The organism is Teredinibacter purpureus, assembly GCF_014217335.1.
GTDB lineage: Bacteria > Pseudomonadota > Gammaproteobacteria > Pseudomonadales > Cellvibrionaceae > Teredinibacter > Teredinibacter purpureus.
Genome location: NZ_CP060092.1, coordinates 1148591 through 1169330, shown reverse-complemented (window position 1 = coordinate 1169330; position 20740 = coordinate 1148591). Strand labels below are relative to the sequence as shown.

Here is a 20740-nt window from a genome sequence, read left to right as displayed (position 1 = left end):
GGCTTTTCCTGTCCTAGGATTTCGGTATTTTAGGCACTACCTAAGCTTCCATAGAAACACGCATTTTCTTCATTGCATTCTTTTCAAGTTGACGAATACGCTCTGCAGAAACGCCGTATTTACCCGCCAAATCGTGCAATGTAGACTTGTCTTCGCTCAACCAACGCTGCTGTAAAATATCACGGCTACGATCATCAAGCAGTTCTAGTGCGCTCTCTAAGCCCGCCACACTATTTTCGGTCCAGTCGGCGTTTTCTAACATCACAGAAGGGTCGTAGCGACGATCTTCTAAGTAGTTAGCCGGTGCTTTGTATGCCGTTTCGTCATCTTCATCAGCGCCCGCATCAAAAGCGGCGTCAAATGCCGATAACCGAGTTTCCATTTCACGTACGTTTTTAACGTCTACGTTTAGGTCTGCCGCGACAGCTTCAGCTTCGGAATTAGTAAGCCATGCTAGGCGCTTTTTCTGGCCTCGCAAGTTAAAGAACAGTTTGCGCTGCGCCTTGGTTGTCGCTACTTTCACAATTCGCCAATTACGCAAAATAAATTCATGTATTTCAGCTTTGATCCAGTGCACGGCAAAGCTCACTAAGCGCACGCCTTTTTCTGGATTGAAGCGTTTTACCGCTTTCATTAGCCCTACATTGCCTTCTTGAATCAAATCTCCCTGCGACAAACCATATCCCGCATAGGATTTAGCAATGTGTACCACGAAACGTAAGTGCGCCATCACCAAACGGCGCGCCGCTTCAAGGTCTTCGCGGTAATACAAATTTTCGCCTAACTCTTTTTCTTCTTCAGCAGTTAGGATCGAGAAGCTGTTCACGACCTGCATATAGGCATTCAGGTTTTGACCCGGCGCCAATATTTCTACAGTCTGTAAACTTTTGCCCATTCGGCATTCCTCCAAGTATATTCTTTAAGCGATCAACTAAACTTTCGCCAGTTGAGCAATATTAGGCTGAAATTCAAGATTTTCAAGCGTTTCGACCATTTTTCCCTATTTCGGTTCAATTTTGACCAAATGTCGACCTACGGCGAGCCATGCGCCTAACCAGCCAAGCAATGTACCTAAGCCCACTAGCTGTAAGCTACCTGTAACACCTAACGATTGTAGCGTGAAGTCACTTTGGTATAGAGAAGCAAGCTGAGTAACCGTGTCGTCAATGATAGAAAAGCCTCCAGAGACAATTAGGCTCGCTAGCAGGCCTCCCATAAAACCGTACCACCCCCCGCAGTAGATAAACGGACGACGCACAAAACCGTTAGTACCGCCCACTAACTTAGATACGATAATTTCGTCTCTACGGTTCTCTATGGCGAGCCGAATAGTATTACCAATGGCCAGCAAAACACCCAAACCAAGCAAACCTGCGAGCGCCGCAACAATTTTTTTGCCCAACACCATAAACTCACGCAAACGCCGCACCCATTCCATATCCAACGATACTTCATCCACAATGGGCTCTGCGGCAATAGTTTCGCCCAATTGTTGTAATACACTCGGCTCTGCGGCATTCGACGTAGGCGCAATGACGAGAGTGGCGGGCAACGGGTTGTCATCAAGCCCACCGAGCGCTTGACCAAACCCCGACAGTCGTTGAAAGTCAGTGAGCACTTGCTCCGCCGACAAATACTGAACGCTTGCCACTTCCGGAAGACGCTCCAGTTTACTGATGAGCTGTTCTATGGCTGCGGGGCGCGCACGCAAATGCAAGTACACCGAAACTTTAGGGCTTGCATCCCAGCTATCGCCGAGCTGCTGAATATTACTTAACGACACTAATAGCGTGGCAGGCAGCGATAACGCTATGGCAACCACTAGCGCTGTCATAAGCGTTTGTGCCGGCGTTTGCAGCAAGCGACGCAGGCTCCCCCCGAAAGAGCTTAAATGGTGCTGCCAATAGGCACTCGCCTTGTCGCCGAACCGCGTTCGACTTTGCACCGCTCCTACGTCAATTTTTGCCATTAGTGCGCTTCCCGGGGAGGCAAACAACCATCGTGAATAATTTCACCTTTTGAGAGCGTCAGTACACGATGATTCAACCGTCGTATCAGCGCAATATCATGGCTGGCAATCATGACGGTTACACCAAACTGATTAAATTGCCGAAACAAATTCATTATTTCGGCCGAAAGAGCGGGGTCGAGGTTTCCGGTAGGCTCGTCCGCTAGAAGCAAGGTGGGCTTATTGACCACTGCGCGCGCAATACCCACCCGCTGCTGTTCACCACCAGAGAGCGTAATGGGGGTATGCTTTTCTTTTTCGAGGAGCCCAACTTTATCGAGTGCCGCACGCACTCGACGGCCAACTTCTCGCGACTGGTAGCCGGCTACTTGCAAAGGCAACGCCACATTTTCGAAGACGGTACGGTCGAATAATAATTGGTGGTTTTGAAACACCACCCCTACTTGGCGGCGATGGAAGGGAATTTGGCCACTGCGCATACGATTTAAGTTGCGTCCTGCAATAACAACTTGGCCTGCCGTTGGGCGCTCCATCAACATAATGAGCTTCATTAGGGTACTTTTCCCGGCACCAGAGTGCCCAGTGAGAAACACCATTTCGCGGTCATCAATATCAAAAGACACATTTGCGAGAGCCTGATGGCCACTCGTATAGCGCTTGCTAACGTTACTAAAGCTGATCACGTTATTATACTTGTGTAGAGTTTGTTAATTATTCTGCTTTTCCCTCGCCAAACAACGCATCTATAAAGTTGCTGGCGGAAAAAGGTTGGAGGTCATCAATGCCTTCGCCTACGCCAATAAAGCGAACCGGTAATTGATGTTTTTTACTCAGGGCGAAAATAATACCGCCTTTGGCAGTACCGTCTAGCTTGGTTAACGCTAATCCCGTAACACCTGCGGCCTTAAGAAAATGATCGGTTTGGCTCACCGCATTTTGCCCCGTTCCTGCATCCAGCACCAATAATATTTCGTGAGGCGCTGTGCCATCGATCTTTCCCATCACGCGTTTAACTTTGGAGAGCTCTTCCATTAAGTTACTTTTATTGTGTAAGCGGCCGGCGGTATCGGCTATTACCACATCAATACCACGCGACTGCGCAGACTGCACGGCATCATATATGACCGATGCACTATCGGCCCCTGTATGCTGCGCAACAACGGGTACCTCATTGCGCTCGCCCCACACTTCGAGCTGTTCGACAGCCGCTGCACGAAACGTATCGCCTGCGGCCAACATTACCGATTTACCTTCATTCTGAAGCCGTTTTGCCAACTTCCCAATAGTTGTTGTTTTGCCCACACCATTTACGCCTACCACAAGAATAACGTAGGGCTTCTTCTCCGAATCAATTACTAACGGTGATTCTACCTGCTGCAATAAAGCGCTTAAGGAATCTTTGAGCGCTGTAAATAAGGCATCGGAATCGGCCAGCTGCTTGCGAGCGACTCGCTCGGTAAGATTATCGATAATTTCGGTCGTGGCATCTACGCCCACGTCAGCCATTAACAATAAGGTTTCAATTTCTTCAAGCAATTCGTCGTTGATTGCCTTCTTGCCCATTAGTAGGGTGGCCAAGCCGGAAGAGAACTGGCTGCTGGTACGCGACAAGCCGCGTTTCATTCTAGCCAATAGGCTGAGTTTTTCTTGCGGCTGCTCGATCTCGGCCTTCTTAGGAGAAGATTCTTCAGGGGTGTTTTTCTTACGCTTAAAAAACATCATAATTGACTTGCGGCTTCAATAATTGATTGGCCGTCATCCTACCATTATTGGAGCGATTTCTTTTGCCCTCTAGACAGAAAAAAGCACAAAAAAAACACGACGTCCACTATCCGTATCATTGGTGGTGAATGGCGAGGCCGAAAATTAGCGGTCACCCCCATTGAAGGCCTACGGCCTACGGGCGACCGAGTACGCGAGACACTCTTTAATTGGCTTATGCCCTATGTGCACGGAAGCCGATGTTTAGATTTATTTGCAGGATCTGGTGCACTAGGGTTCGAGGCCTTATCTCGAGGGTCGAAATTTGTGCAGTTTGCAGAATTGAACCCGCAAGCAGCGCAGCAATTGGACACCAATTTAGCAACACTGGAGTGCTCGGCGGCGAATGTATTTAGAGGCAATGGCTTGACGCTACTCACCCCCGCCCTTGGGCCCTTCGATATTATTTTTCTCGACCCACCCTTTGCACAAGACCTATGGCATGACGCACTAACGCAATTAGTCATTAACGGCGCCCTGCACAACCATACTCTGGTGTATATTGAATGGCCCAAAGCACACCCTATGGCGTTACCTGCCGGCTGGCATTCTCATCGAGAAAAACACGCTGGTGATGTGCGCTATGCGCTATATCAATGGCGCGGCTGACTTTTTTTGGCGTAGCCACGCGCTTCAGGCTAAACTACGCGGCCCTACTGTTACGGCAAATCGTCGCAACGTACTATCGTCACTTTTACCGAGAATACTTATGACCATGAAACGCGTCGTTTACCCAGGCACATTCGACCCTATTACTAATGGCCATATTGATCTGGTACAACGCGCCGCCAAATTGTTCGATTCGGTGGTTATTGCTGTTGCTGCCAGTAGCCGAAAACAACCGCTTTTTACCATTGATGAGCGCGTTGCGCTGGCACATGAAGTACTCGGCCATATAGACAACATAGAAATTTGCGGTTTTGATTGCTTACTGAAAGATTTAGTGGAAGAAAAGCAAGCATATGGCGTAGTACGTGGTTTACGTGCCGTATCCGATTTTGAATACGAATTTCAGCTCGCCAACATGAACCGAGCACTCGCGCCCTCAATGGAGAGCTTGTTTCTAACGCCGGCCGAGCACCTCTCGTATATTTCGTCCTCACTGGTAAAAGAAATCGCCTCATTGAATGGCGACGTGAGTAAATTTGTGCCCTCTTTAGTGAAAGATGCGCTACAAGAAAAATACCAACTTGTCGGCAAAAAGGGCGTGAAACCATTCGCGCCAGAGTAAAAAAAACAATCTAAACACACGGCGACTTTTCCCGTCGCCTCGGCATTCTCGCTGCTAAACTGTGGTCAAATTCACGTTATATTGGCGCTCCAGTGAAACCGCATGCGATTAACCCTGGCGAAATAAGCCAAGGGTTAGACCGACAAAATCTCACCCAGCTCGATAAGCGATTCGTGGCCATAAACATGAATCGTCTCGAGCGCTTGCGCAATGCTCTAAGTGAACGCCAGCGCCCCGTACTCGATGCATTACCCCTACTCTTTCACACTAACCACCCCATGATGCCCGGCTTTGTCTCGCGGGAAACACCCTCAAGGCTCTGCGATTACACGCTAGGCAAGCCCGAAATGGTTCTGGGCAGGCGAATAGCCCGCAGTTTTACCGCTAACCTCGACATGTCTCAACCCGAGAGTATCTACGCGCTGTACATCATGGGGAGCGTGGGCACCATTGCCCAAAGCGAAAAAAGTGATCTAGACATTTGGCTATGCGTAAAACCGGGGCTTGCACCAAACGCCATCGCCTCTTTAAACGAAAAAGCAAAACGAATTTCGACATGGGCAATGACGTTTCGCTTAGAAGTGCATTTCTTTTTAATGGACCATGAAACCTTTAAACAAGGACATATCGATAGTTTAAATGATGAATCCAGCGGCAGCGCACAACGCCTATTGCTGCTCGATGAATTCTACCGCACAGCGATACTGGTGGGCGGCCGCAAACCACTTTGGTGGTTTGTACCCGCAACGCAAGAAAATGATTACGCGCAATACACCCATACACTTCTGACAAAACGTTTTTTACGCGACGATAACTTGCTCGACTTTGGTGGCATTGCCACCATCCCAGATGGCGAATTTGTAGGCGCCGGAATTTGGCAATTATATAAAGCGATAGAGTCGCCCTATAAATCGGTATTAAAATTATTATCGCTAGAAGCCTATGCGGGACAGCACCCCAACGTAGAACCACTTTCCCTCCGCTTTAAAGCGCACGTTTATGCAGGTGAACTCGATATTAATGAACTTGATGGCTATATGATGATTTTTCGCCATATCGAGCAATATTTACTCACCAAAAACGCTACCACTCGTCTCGAATTAGCACGCAGGTGCTTTTATTTTAAAGTGAATAAACCGCTCTCAAAACCACCCCGCAGCCGTGAAAAATCCTGGCAGCGATGTTTGCTCGAAAGATTGACTCATGAGTGGGGCTGGCAAAAACAACAGATCGCCATGCTCGATCAGCGAGCCCATTGGAAGGCTAACGACGTAACCGAAGAGCGTGCGCTGTTAGTCAACGAACTCAACCACAGCTATCGATTTATTCAAGATTTCGCCACAGAAACTGGCGCCGTGCGCGCGATATCCACAGAAGAACTCACAATATTGGGGCGAAAATTACAAGCCACCTTCGAGCGGCGTCCAGGCAAAGTTGAATGGATAAACCCCAATATTTCAGATGACCTAAGCGAAGAAATTATTTCGCTAACTGAACGCTACGACAACGATACCAGCGTCAATGTATGGACAGCCTATTCGCACATTAGCGGCAGTGCACTCAGCAGTGACAGCACCGCTATTAAATCAACGCTCAGTTTGATCGAACTACTGCTCTGGTGTTATGTGAACGGTATCATCAGCGAAAACACCTCTTTTGACGTACAGCACTCACCCTCTATTAGCGATGTTGACGTGCGAAAAATACTCGCACAACTCGCTCAATGGCTGCCACTGCCGCTCCCTTCGCTTAGCCATAAACACTTTAAACAAGCAGCCGCCCCCACACATGCACTTCTACTACTCAACGTTGGCCGATCGCCAACATCCCGTTTAGATGGCTTAGGTATCCAACGGCTAAGCGGCCAAGCCGACGCATTACGTTATAGCGGATTCAAAGACAACCTCGTAGTGTCGCTTGATATGATCACACGCAACAGCTGGGACGAAATTAGTGCGCGACGTTTCGACTCCAAGCACGCACTGCTAGAGGCGCTTCAAGAATACCTGCAACTCTGCTTACCCGGCACACACCAAACACCCCCGTCACTATCGATTACCTGTATAGGTGCTCACCATACAACGACCATTACTAATCGTATTCAACGCTGGTTTAATGAAATTTCGCACTGCTATTACAGTGGCCGTTACCCGGCGACCACACGCTATCTTTTTGAAATGGCCGGCGCTTACTACAGCCTGCAATTTAGAGGCCCTAAGCTACTCATACGAGAGCATAAAACACGTAACCTTTTAATTGATTATTTAGGCGAAGAGCAACTCGCTATAAGCCCAATTTTATTTGACAGCCGTGCACTTGAATCGCATCCCATGCGCACGATTAGCCACACTATTTCAGGCGGAATGGGCGGCCGAAATTGGTCCGGTGCCATACACATTTTTTATAGGCGTTACGATATAGGAATGGAAGTGTATGTCGTCGATGAAATGGGCTCCATCACACACCGTGAATATCACGGGAGCGGCGAACACTCACCGCTAAAGCCATTACATCAATTTTTACGCGCAATCATCGAGCGACAAACACGCCTTAACCAGCAATTGCTATACGACTTTGGCATTTTCCCTCTGCACTTTTATGAGTTAATTAAAACAGGCCCACGCTTCAAAGCGGCCCCCAAACTTGTGTCTCGCCAGCAGCCCGCCACCGCGAAATTTGAAGTGAAAGCCGTGGCACACAAAGGCAGCGATGGCGAACTGGTCTTCGACTTTTATTGTGATGACCAAGAATTTCTAGGTCGAACCTTTAACCACCAGCTCTATATGGTCGTAGCACAATACATTCTGAAATTACGCACATCACGTGAGCACTACGCCGTCTACCTAACCGATCTCGACCTAAGCCTTTGCATACCCTTATTATCTGATGCTGGCCGACTCACCAGCGGCCATTACCTAAAACTAAAAGACCGGCTAGAATTTCGTCTTAACCATGCCATTGGCATACTGCTAAAAACCTAACCTCCCTCCCAACTGTTTCCTTTTGCAGGGTTATACCAACCTGTATGACAGGTTATACTCCGGCCTTTCGTCACGGGGCTAAGCGCGCGAATAATCCCTATTACCGCTAAGGCCACCCTGACACACATTCTTGTTTACGGGGTCGAATATGCCTTTTACAACCGTTAAGAATACTGCTTGCGCAACACTAACAATACGTCGAGCAACGGCCTTAGGGCTAATGTTTTTCGGTCTTGTGGGCTTGAGTGCTTGTGGACAAAAAGGCCCATTAAAATTACCCGACCCCACGCACACTACCGAATCGGTTACGCCAACGGAAATGCCCGCTGTAGAGCCACGTCAACCGTAACGCCTAAATACACGAATTTCGAGAAAGTAACAGCATGTCCAATTTTGAGTTTCGCAACCGCAGCCTTCACGCCGAAGGTGTTTCGCTATCAGCCCTTGCCGAGCAGTATGGTACACCTTGCTACGTTTATAGCCGCGCGGCCTTTAGCGAACATTATCTTGCTTACGCGCAAGCACTTGGCGAACACCCCGGCACGGTATGCTACGCCGTAAAAGCAAATTCCAATATCGCCGTATTACAAGTACTGGCCCAACTGGGTGCAGGCTTTGATATTGTCTCTATCGGCGAATTACAACGGGTGTTAGCCGCAGGCGGAAAACCAGAACGCATTATATTTTCAGGTGTTGGCAAAAAGCCTAACGAAATGGTCTTCGCACTGGATACGGGTATCGCATGCTTCAACGTAGAATCTGAAGCAGAACTCGACGTTCTTTCGGCTATAGCAACCCAAATGGGCAAGGTCGCGAATATATCATTGCGTGTGAACCCGGATGTAGACGCCCACACTCACCCTTATATTTCTACCGGCCTAAAAGAAAATAAGTTCGGCATCGACATTGAACGCGCGCCCCACGTATACCAACGTGCAGCACAATTACCAGGCATAAACGTCGTAGGAGTAGACTGTCATATCGGCTCGCAGTTAACGGAACTGGCCCCGTTCTTAGATGCGCTCGATCGGGTACTAATGTTAGTCGATACGCTAGCTGAATCGAACATTGCTATTGCGCATTTAGATCTCGGCGGCGGCTTAGGCGTTACCTACAACGATGAAACACCGCCTTCGCCACAAGATTACCTCGCCGCGGTAAAACAACGCTTAGGCGATAGGCCTCTCGAGCTCATACTGGAACCCGGTCGCTCAATTGCCGCGAACGCGGGCGTACTGCTCACGGAAGTGCTTTATCTGAAGCCCACCGAGCACCGTAATTTCGCTATCATCGATGCCGCCATGAACGACAACATTCGCCCCGCACTTTACCAAGCATGGCAGAACGTTTTGCCGTTACAGCAAAACAGCAGCGCTACAGCTCAGCCATGGGATCTAGTCGGCCCAGTGTGTGAAACAGGCGACTTCCTTGCTAAAGATCGCGTACTATCACTCAGAGCAGGTGATCAGCTGGCGCTCATGTCCAGCGGTGCTTACGGTTTCGTTATGAGTTCCAATTACAACACCCGTGGCCGCGCAGCCGAGGTATTTGTGGACGGCGATCAACACTTTTTAATTCGCGAACGCGAAGATTTTAACGATATGATTCGTGGCGAGCACCTGCTGCCATCAGGAGAGCAAGGCTAATGCGTTTACGCTTTACCAAAATGGAAGGTATCGGTAACGATTTTGTGATGATTGATGCCATCAGTCAAAAAATCACTGTAACACCGGAGCGCGCACGTAAGCTCGCCGACCGTCATTTCGGCGTCGGCTGCGATCAAGTATTAGTTGTGGAATCTCCCACCAATCCCGACACCGACTTTCGCTACCGTATATTCAATAGCGACGGCACCGAAGTAGAAAACTGCGGCAACGGCGCCCGCTGTTTTGCCCTTTTCGTACGCCAGCGTCAGCTCACAAGTAAAACCACAATATGTGTCGAAACTGCCGCTGGCATACTCACATTACATGTTAACGACGACAACCAAGTGACCGTCAACATGGGCGCGCCCGAACTAACGCCCAGTAATATTCCATTCACCGCAGATAAGCAATTAGCGTACTACCCCCTTCGCGTCGCAGACCAAACCTTCGACATAGGGGCGGTGTCTATGGGGAACCCACACGCCATTACCTTAGTAGAAGACCTTACGCATTTTCCGGTAGACACCATTGGCCCGCTTATCGAATCGCACAAACAATTTCCCAGCCGAGTTAACGCCGGGTTTATGCAAATAATCGATCGGAAAACTGTTCGATTACGCGTGTACGAACGCGGTGCCGGAGAAACGCTCGCCTGTGGGACAGGTGCCTGCGCGGCGGTTGTGAGTGGCATTCTGCGCGGTCTGCTAGACCCTACCGTAGCGGTAGAATTGCCCGGCGGCACGTTACGCATTCAATGGGAGGGCGCTCAAAACCCTGTTATGATGACCGGCCCAGCAACATCCGTCTTTCATGGACAAGTTAAAGTATGAGTGAATCTTCTATTACTCAGAACAGGGAAAAAATTTCCGACGAGCAGGTAGCACAATACCTGAAAAAACATCCGGATTTTTTCAATCGCCATATCGATCTATTGGCCGATCTTGACCTGCCTCACCAAAGCGGCCCTGCCGTCTCACTGGTAGAGCGCCAAGTGGCTATCTTACGTGATCGCAATATGGACATGCGGCATCGGCTAAGCCAACTGCTCGACAACGCCCGCGATAACGATCGCCTGTTCGATAAAACCAAACGCTTAGTGCTAGCCTTACTCGAATGTAACGATTTGGGTGATTTGGTCGATGCGCTGTATTACAGCTTTGATAAAGAATTTAACATTCACTACACGCGCCTCATCTTATTTGGCAACAACAATACCCCCGTAAGCGAGGCGCGCATTGTCTCCATTCACGATGCCCGCGACTATATTGGCAAGCGCCTGAAGCTACCCAATACCGTCAGTGGTGGCATTGATGTTAAGGAGAGTGGGTTTTTATTTGATGGCGACGCACCCAATATCGGCAGCGCCGCAATAGCCGTGTTACAGCATGGAAGCCCTCTAGGCGTATTAGCCATAGGCAACCAAGACCCGAACTACTACCGTTCGAGTATGGGAACGCTGTTTTTAAGCTATATTGCCGAAGTACTTAATCGGCAACTGCCTAAATATTTGAAATAGAATGTGCGCGCAGCCTATAGCCCGTAAGGTGGTGCGCAAAAACCCGCCTTAAATGGGCTGCCCACCATAATTAGACTCAGGTTTTTTTGGCGGGTCGGCCACAACATTGGCTGGAATATGGTCAATTCGGCCGCCGCTCGCCAGAAACGCTTCAACTTCACTTTCTAAGTGCTTCCGCTCCGCATCCTTATCTAGCAACGATTCAGCAACTGTAAGGGCCGCTAGCGCCCCACCATCAGATTCAATAGCATCTTCATTTTCCACGTGCAAATTCCTCTCGTACATATTCTTATAGTTTAGTTACCACTTTCACAAACTCGGATAATTTATAGTTCAGAGTTTAGAATCTGTCAGCGGGGGGCATTCAATTTCTTTAGTTTTTTTTGTTCTAGCGTTAATAGAAAAACACAATATTGGTTATTTTATTAACGCGATAAACATAAGACACGGGAAAAAACGTGCGAACATTCGGGAGAGAGGCCAGAAAACAAACGCCTAAAACGGCGTAAAAACGAGGAGATGAATCGAGGGAATACAACGAAAAACGCCATGCGAAATAGCATGGCGTACAAGAAACTATGGCAACTTAAACCGCATCAGGGCCGGTTTCACCGGTACGAATACGGATAACTTCTTCGCAAGGCATTATAAATATTTTGCCATCGCCAATTTTGCCCGTTTGCGCAGCCTTAGTAATGGCCTCCACTGCCTGATCGATTAAATCATCACCCAAGACAAGCTCCACTTTTACCTTCGGAAGAAAATCAATAACGTATTCCGCACCGCGATAGAGTTCAGTATGACCTTTTTGGCGACCAAAGCCCTTCACTTCAGTCACCGTCATACCCTGAACACCGATTTCCGACAATGCATTACGCACGTCGTCGAGTTTAAAAGGCTTAATAACAGCAGTAATCAGTTTCATAGGAAGATCCTTAAATACACCCAAATCCAGGTTTTATTGTAGTTGATGGCTCGGCTACCCGGTCCGAACACCGCTTAAAATCGTCTAGGAGGGCAATTTACACCGATCGAAACCGAAAGACAAACCACTCGCACCGATTCGGGGCAAAGAATCCATCGCGTTAATCCCCCTCAAACCACACAGCACTCCACACGCGTGTGGCTAACTTGCACAACTCCCACGCATAAAAAAACCGGAGGCTGTCACCCCCGGTTTTTAATAGGCCTAACGCCTATGATTAACGCTGTGTAAGGATTTACTTACCGCCTGAAATAAACTCAGGATAAGCCTCCATACCACATTCAGAGATATCCACACCGTCAAACTCTTCTTCTTCACTAACACGGATACCCATAACCGCTTTGATCACTAACCACACAACCAAACTTGTCACAAACACCCATGTGAAGATAGTAAGCGCACCGGTCAACTGGCCCAAGAAAGAAGCAGCGCCGTCTTCGCCACCATTGGTAACAGGTACCAATAGAAGGCCTAAGAAACCCACAACACCGTGAACCGAGATAGCACCAACGGGGTCATCAATTTTTAGTTTATCCAATGTAATAATGGCAAATACAACCAACACACCACCAAGGCCACCGAATAAAGTTGCTTGCAACGCTGTAGGCGTTGAAGGCTCAGCAGTAATCGCAACAAGACCCGCCAAAGCACCGTTAAGCGCCATGGTCAAATCTGCTTTACCGAACAAGATACGCGCAACAATTAGCGCAGCAACTAATCCACCAGCCGCTGCCGCATTAGTGTTCATAAACACAATGGCAACAGCATTGGCACTTTCTACGCTAGCAGTAGCCAATACAGAGCCACCGTTGAAGCCGAACCAACCCATCCACAGAATGAACATACCCAAAGTCGCCAGAGGCAGGTTTGAACCAGGAATAGCGTTAACTTCTCCATTCGGGCCAAACTTTCCTTTACGCGCGCCTAACACCAGCACACCAGCCAGGGCTGCTGCAGCACCAGACATGTGCACAATACCGGAGCCTGCAAAATCGCTCCATTTAACAAAGCTCATGCCAGCACACTTGCCTTCGTCAATGCCGCCCAGCGAGTACATACCAAATACACCACACTCACCCATAGAACCCGCAACACCATTACCCCATGTCCACGCACCTTCCATTGGGTAAATAAACGCTGTCATAACAACCGCAAAAGCCAAGAAAGCCCAAAGTTTCATACGTTCGGCAACAGCACCCGAGACAATAGACATGGCCGTTGCAACAAATACAACCTGGAAGAAAAAGTCGGCAGATGGAGCATACGTCCAATCATCGGCAACACCGTCTCCAGTAATACCGGATAAGAACGTATCGCCACCATACATAATCGCGTAACCACAAACAAAATACATAATGCACGCAATGGCATACAGGGCTACGTTTTTAGTTAAAATTTCAGTTGTGTTTTTAGCGCGGACAAGGCCAGACTCAAGCATTGCAAAGCCAGCAGCCATCCACATTACAAGTGCGCCACAGACCAAGAAATAAAAGGTATCTAGGGCGTACTGCAGTTCAAATATTGATTGTTCCATAGGAGTTCTCCGAACAATTGGGATTCTATTTATCAGTAAAACAAAAGGTTAAAGCGCTTCTTCACCAGATTCGCCAGTGCGGATACGCACAACTTGCTCCAATACGGATACAAAGATTTTTCCATCACCGATTTTGCCGCTATGGGCCGCTTTACTGATCGCTTCTACAACCGAATCTAATTGGTCGTCTGCAACCGCAACTTCTAATTTGGTTTTAGGTAGAAAATCCACAACGTATTCTGCACCACGGTACAATTCTGTATGGCCTTTTTGACGGCCGAAACCTTTTACTTCAGTAACCGTAATACCTTGTACACCAATTTCCGATAACGCTTCACGCACTGCGTCGAGCTTAAAAGGCTTGATGATGGCAGTTATTAGTTTCATTGGACTGCTCCTATAAAGGGTTATGCAGCACGTGCTGCTTTATTAAATAAAAAAGCCGCTTCACCTAAAGGTAAAAGCGGCTTTTTGTAGTACTTACTCGATAGGAAGGCTGTAGCTCACTACAACATTCAAATCATCATCGTAAGCGCCTTCAACATCGTCAACAACTTGGCTGAAAATGAAGCTCAAGTTATCGTTATAAGCGTAAGACAAGTCAACGTGAGTCATATCATCATCATGCGCACCGGCATTCAGGCTAAACGCGCCAAAAGTAACACCCGCATTCACGTAATAATACTCTTCTAAATCTTGCAAACCGTGGTAGTAGCTAAGGCTAACAGGGCCGTAACCGATAGAAAGAACCGCTTCCATCAAGTCACCAATGTTAGATTCACTCTCGATTGGAACAACAACAGCCATATCGCCGTCGACACCCACGTAACGAGTTGAAGCCGTTGGGTACTGATACGACCAAACACTTAGATCAATATTCACTTCGCTTACTTCAGCACCAAAGCCTGCATACAAGTCATACTCAGTGCCGCCAGAACCGTCACCAGAGCTTACCCAAGTACCGGCATAGAAACCTTCGTTGCTATAGCTTAAATCGCCCGATACCGCAGGGTTACCATAGCCAGCACCTAAGTCGATACCACGCCACAAATATGAGCTCGCAACACCAACAGAAGCGGATACTTCAGCATTCGCTACAGGAGCCATTGCAGAAATCGCTAAAGATGCTGCAACAGCACCGGCCAATAATTTCTTAGAAGTTTTCATGTGTTTCCTCCAAATGTCTTTTAAATAATTATGTTAGCTTGGTCGATACCAAAACGAGCTAGCTTGCCTTGTTTTAGCACTAACCGCGCCAACTTTATAAATGTCTTTATTTTCAAATAGTTAGAACTTAAGCAACTCAATTCATATGTGTTTGAAAACGACAAAAGCACCATATTCGTGCGGCGATCAATGTAGTGCACCGTCGAGACGCACACAAATGATGCACGTGTTTTTTATTTGTTTTGTGACTTAACGCACCTAGATAACACGTCGCCATACGCCTTATTCAAGCTCAGCTCTGTGTCGTCAAAAACGGAAGACTGAGCCGAGAACGACAGGAAGGCCTACGGCCACCATTATCGCGGCCCATAAAAAAACCCTCGGGCTAACGCTCGAGGGTTTTGCTGGCCGTTAAAAAACGCTTTTAGCCTTTACGATAAAAGCGCATTAACTACTGACAAGTAGGTGTAGCCGCACTATTCGCGCCGTTAACACCTTGCATTCCTATAGTGGCGGTTTGACCAGGTTGCAGGCTGCTATTCCAGCCTACACCGGTTGCCGTATAAGGGTTGCTGCCCGAAACCGATCCATTCCAACTGCTGGAGATAGACGAGCCATCAGTGTATTCCCACGTCGCAGACCAATCACTAATAATCGCTTCACCGGTATTCGTGTAGCGAAGCTCCGCCGTAAAGCCTGAACCCCAATCATTGGTCACAACATATTCACACGATTGACCGCCCGTATCGGGATCGTCTCCGAGCACTTCGATAGTGATATAAGCTTCTCGACCTACTCGGCGGTCACAGGTCGTGTCAAAAATATACACGGCATAGGTCATTACCTCATACGTACCCGGCTGCTCAAACGTATGGCTAAAGTTTGTTGGGCCTGCAGTAACGAGCCTTTCGCCATCGACATACCAATCCACTTCATTCCAATCAAAGTCATCGGACAATTCAAAATCAACGGTTAACGGCGCATCACCACTGGTACTGCTAGCGAAAATGTCATAGTCCGGCACAGGCGGAGGACTAGCGATGGGCAACGGATAATTGTCGATCGTAATTTCGCGTGTTATAGAATCCGTAGCGCCTTCGGTGTCTGTAACCGTTAAGGCTACGTCGATGGTTTCATCAATATGCGAAGAGCCATTGAACGTTAACGTTTCACCGCTAAAGCTATCTCCCAAAATAGACCAGTCAAACGTAATATCGTCGCCATCAGGATCGCTACTGATACTCGCATCGAACTCTTTAGTGAAGCTGACGCAACGGCTGTCACTAGCCGTAAAGTCGGCTACCGGCGGTCGATTAGTCTCGGATTCATCCGTAAGCTCCATCGAAACTTGTTTCGTTTCGAGGTGGCCACCAGTATTCGGAATATCAATCCCTCTATCCACAATGTAGAGAGTCACGTACTGCCAACCAGGAGACTCGTAAGTATGGGAGGCAATGGGCGTGGTATTAGTTGTTTTTACGCCATTCGTGCTTTGATCCCATGCGAAGGTGTAGAGAAGTTCGTCACCGTCTGAATCGTAGCTGCCCGAACCGTCGCAGGTCACCGTGAGGCTACCCGGTACATTTGTACACTCCAAGCTCACCACCGGCGCCACGCCATTGCCCACAATATCGAGCACACCTGTTGCCGTTGTGGTTACACCTTCCTGGAGTTCTTCGATTGTAAGTGTTACATCAACGGTTTTAGATTCTTCAAATGTATGAACGGCGATTGAATTCTCCGAGCGTCGGTTAACAGCATCATCACCCTCGCCAAAAGTCCATCTATGCTCCCGAATTGGGGCGTAGGTGGGCATTATGCAAGGCTCAGCCGTGGGGCTTGGCGTAGGGGTTGGTTCCCCAGAAGCAGAAGGCGTCGATGACGACGAAGACGCACTTGAAGACGCTCCATAGCACCCCGGTGAACCCGTTGGTATGGGCGTTAGCTCAAAACCAGGGTCGTATTCATCTACGTCACACCTCACCCGCACACTTGAAAATTCAAACCCTAAAGTTTCAGAGTTACTTGAGTGGTATTCATTCTCGCAACTAAATTCCAATATTGGGTCAAAAGGCTCAGACCCTTCAATGGTAAAAGTTTTCGTTAAATGACGACTGTTATTGCCATCTAAAACGTACAACGAAATAGCGTATTCACCAGCACCCGAAAAACGGTGCGTCGCAACCGTAAGGCCAGAACTGTAATCGTAAGTGCCGTCCCATGCCCAGTAATGCGCAGTGGCGTCACCATCGGGGTCGTAAGAGGCAGAACCGTCGCAGGTGATTTCATAATTATTGCTGTCGACCGTACAATCAAAATCCACCACCGGTGGTTGAGTCATACCCGTTACTGCTTGCTCAACCGAAGCCTCCACAGAAGCGGTTCCATCACTAACGGTCACGCCAATAGTATAAGTGTCAGATTCTACATAATCGATGATACCCGTTGAGGAACTACCGGCAGACGCGAGTGTTCGACCATCACCCAAATCAAAAATGTATTCCAAGGTATCGCCGTCGGCATCGGTGGCTACTGCATCACAGACATAACTGAACTCGTAAACAGCCCAACCTAAATCAAAGAAATCGCCCACTAACTGATGTTCATCACACGAAAAACTACTGATTTCGGGCGGCTGATTTAAAGGTGTAACGCCACCACACGCACCACTAAAAGTCGGCGCACTAAAGCTACCAGAAAAACTTAATTGCATGCCAATAGTAGCGGATTGCCCAGTAGCCAAATTTTGATTCCATTGCGGCCCACTAAACGTATAAGGATTAGACCCACTAACCGATCCATTCCAAACATTCTGGATCGCAACATTGCTACTAAACTCCGCAACAATGTTAGACGCAGTCGTGGTGCTACTGCCCGCATTAACCACCACAAGTTCAGCAGTCGCTCCACCAGACCATTGATTCGTAAGATTTAACGAACAATCCAAGTTCGCTAATGCTGTTTTACTCAGCATTAGTAACAGCATTGATAGCCCAACAACCAACGTTGGATGTAATATTTTTTTATTCATAAACGGCCTCATTCCTGAGTAATTATAATTAAACAAACGCCCGCAAACCCTATAACATTGAAGCTTGTATTATTGGCATAAAGAATTAAAAATCTTATTTCGTTCGAAAAACTTTCGTCGTAACATTTCCAGTAACACATTCAGAAAAACCGATTAGAAAAAGAAACACCACTAAAAAGCACTAAAAAGGCTGATGGAAATTATTAATTATTATTTAACCCAATAACGCGACTAGCGCCATTCCAACCCTCGTCATTTTTACCACAAACAATTGACACCCACCATCTCTATTGAGAACCCGAGTACCAAATTAGATAAACACACTTATTCTAAGCGCCAATAATGGCCGTTAACCGTCACCAACAGTAACACCAACAGAAATCATGTATACATAAAACGGTAATGCGTATTGTTAGATCAGTATGTACAACATATACACTGGAAAGTAACCACCTAATTTTCGGACAAAAATTGCCAAAAGCAATGGTAAAGAACCCCTAATGTAAAAGACGTTAGCCGTAGTATTTTGAACAGTCGCCCGTCTATTTTATTTAACCCGTGGAGCACTTTGGCCATCTGAGCAACGCGCTGGCAATGTATATGCCCAGCCAGTAAAAAGAACATTCCTATAAGCGTTACAATCATTCGCGCATGCATTCGACTTCCAACGAAAAAGAAAGCCTATAAAGGGATAATGAAAAGTAAGTCCTCAATGCACATTCTCCAAACAACAAAGGAAAAAATTGAGCGTTAATCTTAGGCAATAAATGTAATGCACATTACCGAAATAGTACCTATAGATCTGCCGGACTTTACAGAAGATATTATCACTCAAGGGGTGGGTTATTACGCTGAAACTTTAGGCTTGCCCCCACCAGAACCACTGAGTGGGCGCTTCTACACTGTCACCGAACTTACTCAACACCTACAAAGTACCAAACAAACATTAAAGCTAAACGAGGAACTGCTTAAATTGGATCGGTGTCGCTTCATGGTCATTGACAATATTGGCTATGCAAATCGGGGCCAGCAAGAATCCAGCGTATTATTCGAACTCATCGCGCACCGGCATGAACAAGCCAGCATCATCACAGCCAATCAAGCATTCAGTGAATGGCACAACATATTTTCCGACAAAAACATGACAGTGGCCTCTGTGGACTGGCTCATTCACCACGGAAATATCATTGAATTAGAAGGAGAAAGCTATAGAAAAAAGAACAGCTCAACGTAAAAATCTAACCCCGTTGAAATCCCTGGAGGTTTAACCGAATGAACCGGTCAAGGTAGTTGACGTTTAAAAAATAGGGGCAAAGTGAAAGTGTCGAATTTTTCTTAGGATATCTTGATGAAGCTGGTTACAACTTTTGTAATTTTTCTCCAGCTAATATCAACAACAAAGAACAGCAAGAGCGGTTTTTAAGCGCCATTAAATCCGGGTTGACTGTGCGGTTTATTAATTAGAACACCACAACCTAATGACATACTGATGGTAGATATAGCCCCACGGAATAGCGAGTAACATTACAACAATGCCAAGTACGCAAGCAAACATTACATCGCTGGTGTACTGGTTATAATTGTCGGTAAGTAATGCAGGAATTGCAAAAGCAGACACCCAAATTGATTTCCACAATAGTTCTATAATAAGCAGCGGAAGTATCTTTAGTGGATAGCGCAAACCCAGTAACGCAACGAGGGAATAACTTGCAAGCATTGCCAGCACTACGGTATCGGCGGTTACTGTTGTATTTTTTGAAAAAATGATGTCTGGCCACACGGTTATACCAAGGCCCAAAAATATAAACATATACACTACGCGCAATAGCTGTACTCTAATATTGCTTATATTAGCCTGAGTGCTCATACCTTGCCTCCATGTCTTCGCTCTTTTACGCCACGCTCAAAATGTTTTTTAAATTCTTTGTTTTCCAGGTAGTCTAGTTGTTTAATACTCTCAACCATTTGGTGGTACTGCTCTAGATTTCCTGTTAAGTAATATGCTTTTGCTAAACTCCATCGCGACCAATAGAAGTGTTCGTCATACGGGTTACTGCTGGTTGTTAAGTATTGCTCAATATATACGATTGATTTGTCGGCCTTTATGCCTCGCTCAATATAGATTTCAGCTAGCTGAAGCAGGCTGGCGTTAACGTGCCAGTTGCTTGGGGTATTATTGACGGATATGTCTTTTTTAATAATTTCCAAGAACATTTTCTCGGCTTGAATATAGTATTTATGTTGTTTAAAGAATTTAGCGAGCTGGTATTGGTTTTCCGTCTTTAAGTATGTTTTTTCTGAAAACGTTTCAGCTAAGGCTAACGCGGCGCTGGTATCGTTTTGTATCTCGGTAAGTTGAATATGGTGAATGCGTGCGGCCTCTTCAGACTTTTCCGTTAAGCTGGCTAAATACATAACACCTTTGTCAAGGGAGCCTCCCGCAAACGAGGGAGCATATAAGTGAAATTGAATGACCGTACTCAATGCTTTTAGGTTGTTTGGGGATTGACCCGCTGCTTTTTCATAATATTTAATACACTTTTTCCCATAGCCTAATGCTTTGAATATGGACACCTGCCGTGCATGTTTACAGTAGATGTCGCCTGCCAATAGTAGTTCTTGACTACTGTTCGGCCTAATATCTAAGGCTTCTTCAATATATGACACAGCGTTTTTGGTGTTATTTTTAATTAGCAGTATCTCACTTAGGTAAATTAGTGCCTGCTGGTAGGTGGCATTATTTTTTTGGCTCTCCGTGGCATTTGAAACATATTTTTCAAACCTAGGTAGCGCCAAATCGTACTGTTTTGAGTAAAACAGATCAACTGCCGTGTTATTGTCTGGGTGTGCACTTTCGGCACTAATAACATTGGCAAACAATAAACAATTCCATACCGCTATTCGCATAATTGTTTTCAT

Annotated in this window: 20 protein-coding genes; 8 read left to right on the top strand and 12 right to left on the bottom strand. The window is 47.0% G+C overall.

Going from position 1 to position 20740, the window contains the following annotated elements:
- Nucleotides 1-40 precede the first annotated feature (40 nt).
- From rpoH to ftsY, 4 genes are all read right to left on the bottom strand, one after another.
- Nucleotides 41-895, bottom strand: a complete 855-nt coding sequence (gene rpoH / locus H5647_RS05210; protein ID WP_045856876.1) for an RNA polymerase sigma factor RpoH — start codon at nt 893-895, stop codon at nt 41-43.
- A 105-nt stretch (nt 896-1000) separates the two neighbouring features.
- The gene (gene ftsX / locus H5647_RS05205; protein WP_045856874.1) at nt 1001-1969 is read right to left on the bottom strand and encodes a permease-like cell division protein FtsX; all 969 of its coding nucleotides are present in this window, start codon (nt 1967-1969) and stop codon (nt 1001-1003) included.
- Nucleotides 1969-2652, bottom strand: coding sequence for a cell division ATP-binding protein FtsE (ftsE, locus tag H5647_RS05200; RefSeq protein WP_045856872.1), 684 nt, complete (start codon nt 2650-2652; stop codon nt 1969-1971). The genes ftsX and ftsE overlap by 1 nt, the downstream gene beginning before the upstream one ends.
- Nucleotides 2653-2680: 28 nt before the next feature.
- Nucleotides 2681-3688 carry a signal recognition particle-docking protein FtsY gene (gene ftsY, locus H5647_RS05195; protein WP_045861087.1) on the bottom strand — a complete coding sequence of 336 codons (1008 nt, stop codon included), beginning with the start codon at nt 3686-3688 and terminating at the stop codon, nt 2681-2683.
- 21 nt (nt 3689-3709) lie between these two features.
- Between ftsY and rsmD the strand changes: the two genes are divergently transcribed.
- The 7 genes from rsmD (at nt 3710) to H5647_RS05160 (ending at nt 11104) form a co-directional block, all read left to right on the top strand.
- Entirely contained in the window at nt 3710-4339 is a 630-nt protein-coding gene (gene rsmD, locus H5647_RS05190; protein ID WP_328286796.1) for a 16S rRNA (guanine(966)-N(2))-methyltransferase RsmD, read from the top strand.
- Between the two features lie 106 nt (nt 4340-4445).
- A complete protein-coding gene (coaD, locus tag H5647_RS05185) occupies nt 4446-4961 on the top strand; it encodes a pantetheine-phosphate adenylyltransferase (protein WP_045861086.1) in 516 nt (171 codons plus the stop codon).
- A gap of 92 nt (nt 4962-5053) precedes the next feature.
- Complete coding sequence (locus H5647_RS05180) at nt 5054-7942, top strand: class I adenylate cyclase (protein WP_045856868.1); 2889 nt, start codon at nt 5054-5056, stop codon at nt 7940-7942.
- Between the two features lie 148 nt (nt 7943-8090).
- Entirely contained in the window at nt 8091-8291 is a 201-nt protein-coding gene (gene lptM / locus H5647_RS05175; RefSeq protein ID WP_045856865.1) for an LPS translocon maturation chaperone LptM, read from the top strand.
- A gap of 34 nt (nt 8292-8325) precedes the next feature.
- Nucleotides 8326-9588: a diaminopimelate decarboxylase gene (lysA, locus tag H5647_RS05170; RefSeq protein WP_045856863.1), complete on the top strand. Its 1263-nt coding sequence runs from the start codon at nt 8326-8328 to the stop codon at nt 9586-9588.
- The gene (gene dapF / locus H5647_RS05165; protein ID WP_045856860.1) at nt 9588-10418 is read left to right on the top strand and encodes a diaminopimelate epimerase; all 831 of its coding nucleotides are present in this window, start codon (nt 9588-9590) and stop codon (nt 10416-10418) included. Before lysA ends, dapF begins: the two co-directional genes overlap by 1 nt.
- On the top strand, nt 10415-11104 hold the full coding sequence (locus H5647_RS05160; protein WP_045856858.1) for a DUF484 family protein: 690 nt from the start codon (nt 10415-10417) through the stop codon (nt 11102-11104). The genes dapF and H5647_RS05160 overlap by 4 nt, the downstream gene beginning before the upstream one ends.
- 48 nt (nt 11105-11152) lie before the next feature.
- Here H5647_RS05160 and H5647_RS05155 read toward each other — a convergent pair whose 3' ends face one another.
- The 6 genes from H5647_RS05155 to H5647_RS05130 all read right to left on the bottom strand — a co-directional run bounded on the left by H5647_RS05155 (nt 11153) and on the right by H5647_RS05130 (nt 17821).
- A complete protein-coding gene (locus tag H5647_RS05155) occupies nt 11153-11368 on the bottom strand; it encodes a hypothetical protein (protein WP_236075080.1) in 216 nt (71 codons plus the stop codon).
- Nucleotides 11369-11690: 322 nt separating this feature from the next.
- The gene (locus tag H5647_RS05150; protein WP_045856854.1) at nt 11691-12029 is read right to left on the bottom strand and encodes a P-II family nitrogen regulator; all 339 of its coding nucleotides are present in this window, start codon (nt 12027-12029) and stop codon (nt 11691-11693) included.
- A gap of 295 nt (nt 12030-12324) precedes the next feature.
- Nucleotides 12325-13623, bottom strand: a complete 1299-nt coding sequence (locus tag H5647_RS05145; protein ID WP_045856851.1) for an ammonium transporter — start codon at nt 13621-13623, stop codon at nt 12325-12327.
- A 48-nt stretch (nt 13624-13671) separates the two neighbouring features.
- Entirely contained in the window at nt 13672-14010 is a 339-nt protein-coding gene (gene glnK / locus H5647_RS05140; protein WP_045856849.1) for a P-II family nitrogen regulator, read from the bottom strand.
- A gap of 93 nt (nt 14011-14103) precedes the next feature.
- Nucleotides 14104-14790: a TorF family putative porin gene (locus tag H5647_RS05135; RefSeq protein WP_045856847.1), complete on the bottom strand. Its 687-nt coding sequence runs from the start codon at nt 14788-14790 to the stop codon at nt 14104-14106.
- A 451-nt stretch (nt 14791-15241) separates the two neighbouring features.
- Nucleotides 15242-17821 (bottom strand): cellulose binding domain-containing protein, encoded by a 2580-nt coding sequence (locus tag H5647_RS05130; protein WP_045856845.1) that lies wholly within the window; start codon nt 17819-17821, stop codon nt 15242-15244.
- Nucleotides 17822-18593: 772 nt separating this feature from the next.
- Here H5647_RS05130 and H5647_RS05125 point away from each other — a divergent pair.
- On the top strand, nt 18594-19055 hold the full coding sequence (locus H5647_RS05125; protein WP_052691879.1) for an ATP-binding protein: 462 nt from the start codon (nt 18594-18596) through the stop codon (nt 19053-19055).
- A gap of 222 nt (nt 19056-19277) precedes the next feature.
- Here the strand turns inward: H5647_RS05125 and H5647_RS05120 are convergent, their stop codons facing one another.
- Complete coding sequence (locus H5647_RS05120) at nt 19278-19688, bottom strand: hypothetical protein (RefSeq protein ID WP_045856840.1); 411 nt, start codon at nt 19686-19688, stop codon at nt 19278-19280.
- On the bottom strand, nt 19685-20740 hold the full coding sequence (locus tag H5647_RS05115; RefSeq protein ID WP_045856838.1) for a tetratricopeptide repeat protein: 1056 nt from the start codon (nt 20738-20740) through the stop codon (nt 19685-19687). The genes H5647_RS05120 and H5647_RS05115 overlap by 4 nt, the downstream gene beginning before the upstream one ends.

Excerpts from the sequence above, each read along its gene's own strand:
- H5647_RS05115 (WP_045856838.1), bottom strand. The coding sequence starts at position 20,740 with ATGAAAACAATTATGCGAATAGCGGTATGGAATTGTTTATTGTTTGCC.
- glnK (WP_045856849.1), bottom strand. The coding sequence starts at position 14,010 with ATGAAACTAATAACTGCCATCATCAAGCCTTTTAAGCTCGACGCAGTG.
- H5647_RS05145 (WP_045856851.1), bottom strand. The coding sequence starts at position 13,623 with ATGGAACAATCAATATTTGAACTGCAGTACGCCCTAGATACCTTTTAT.
- H5647_RS05135 (WP_045856847.1), bottom strand. The coding sequence starts at position 14,790 with ATGAAAACTTCTAAGAAATTATTGGCCGGTGCTGTTGCAGCATCTTTA.
- lysA (WP_045856863.1), top strand. The coding sequence starts at position 8,326 with ATGTCCAATTTTGAGTTTCGCAACCGCAGCCTTCACGCCGAAGGTGTT.
- H5647_RS05120 (WP_045856840.1), bottom strand. The coding sequence starts at position 19,688 with ATGAGCACTCAGGCTAATATAAGCAATATTAGAGTACAGCTATTGCGC.
- H5647_RS05130 (WP_045856845.1), bottom strand. The coding sequence starts at position 17,821 with ATGAATAAAAAAATATTACATCCAACGTTGGTTGTTGGGCTATCAATG.
- coaD (WP_045861086.1), top strand. The coding sequence starts at position 4,446 with ATGAAACGCGTCGTTTACCCAGGCACATTCGACCCTATTACTAATGGC.
- ftsY (WP_045861087.1), bottom strand. The coding sequence starts at position 3,688 with ATGTTTTTTAAGCGTAAGAAAAACACCCCTGAAGAATCTTCTCCTAAG.
- lptM (WP_045856865.1), top strand. The coding sequence starts at position 8,091 with ATGCCTTTTACAACCGTTAAGAATACTGCTTGCGCAACACTAACAATA.
- dapF (WP_045856860.1), top strand. The coding sequence starts at position 9,588 with ATGCGTTTACGCTTTACCAAAATGGAAGGTATCGGTAACGATTTTGTG.
- H5647_RS05150 (WP_045856854.1), bottom strand. The coding sequence starts at position 12,029 with ATGAAACTGATTACTGCTGTTATTAAGCCTTTTAAACTCGACGACGTG.
- H5647_RS05125 (WP_052691879.1), top strand. The coding sequence starts at position 18,594 with ATGCACATTACCGAAATAGTACCTATAGATCTGCCGGACTTTACAGAA.
- H5647_RS05160 (WP_045856858.1), top strand. The coding sequence starts at position 10,415 with ATGAGTGAATCTTCTATTACTCAGAACAGGGAAAAAATTTCCGACGAG.
- ftsX (WP_045856874.1), bottom strand. The coding sequence starts at position 1,969 with ATGGCAAAAATTGACGTAGGAGCGGTGCAAAGTCGAACGCGGTTCGGC.
- rpoH (WP_045856876.1), bottom strand. The coding sequence starts at position 895 with ATGGGCAAAAGTTTACAGACTGTAGAAATATTGGCGCCGGGTCAAAAC.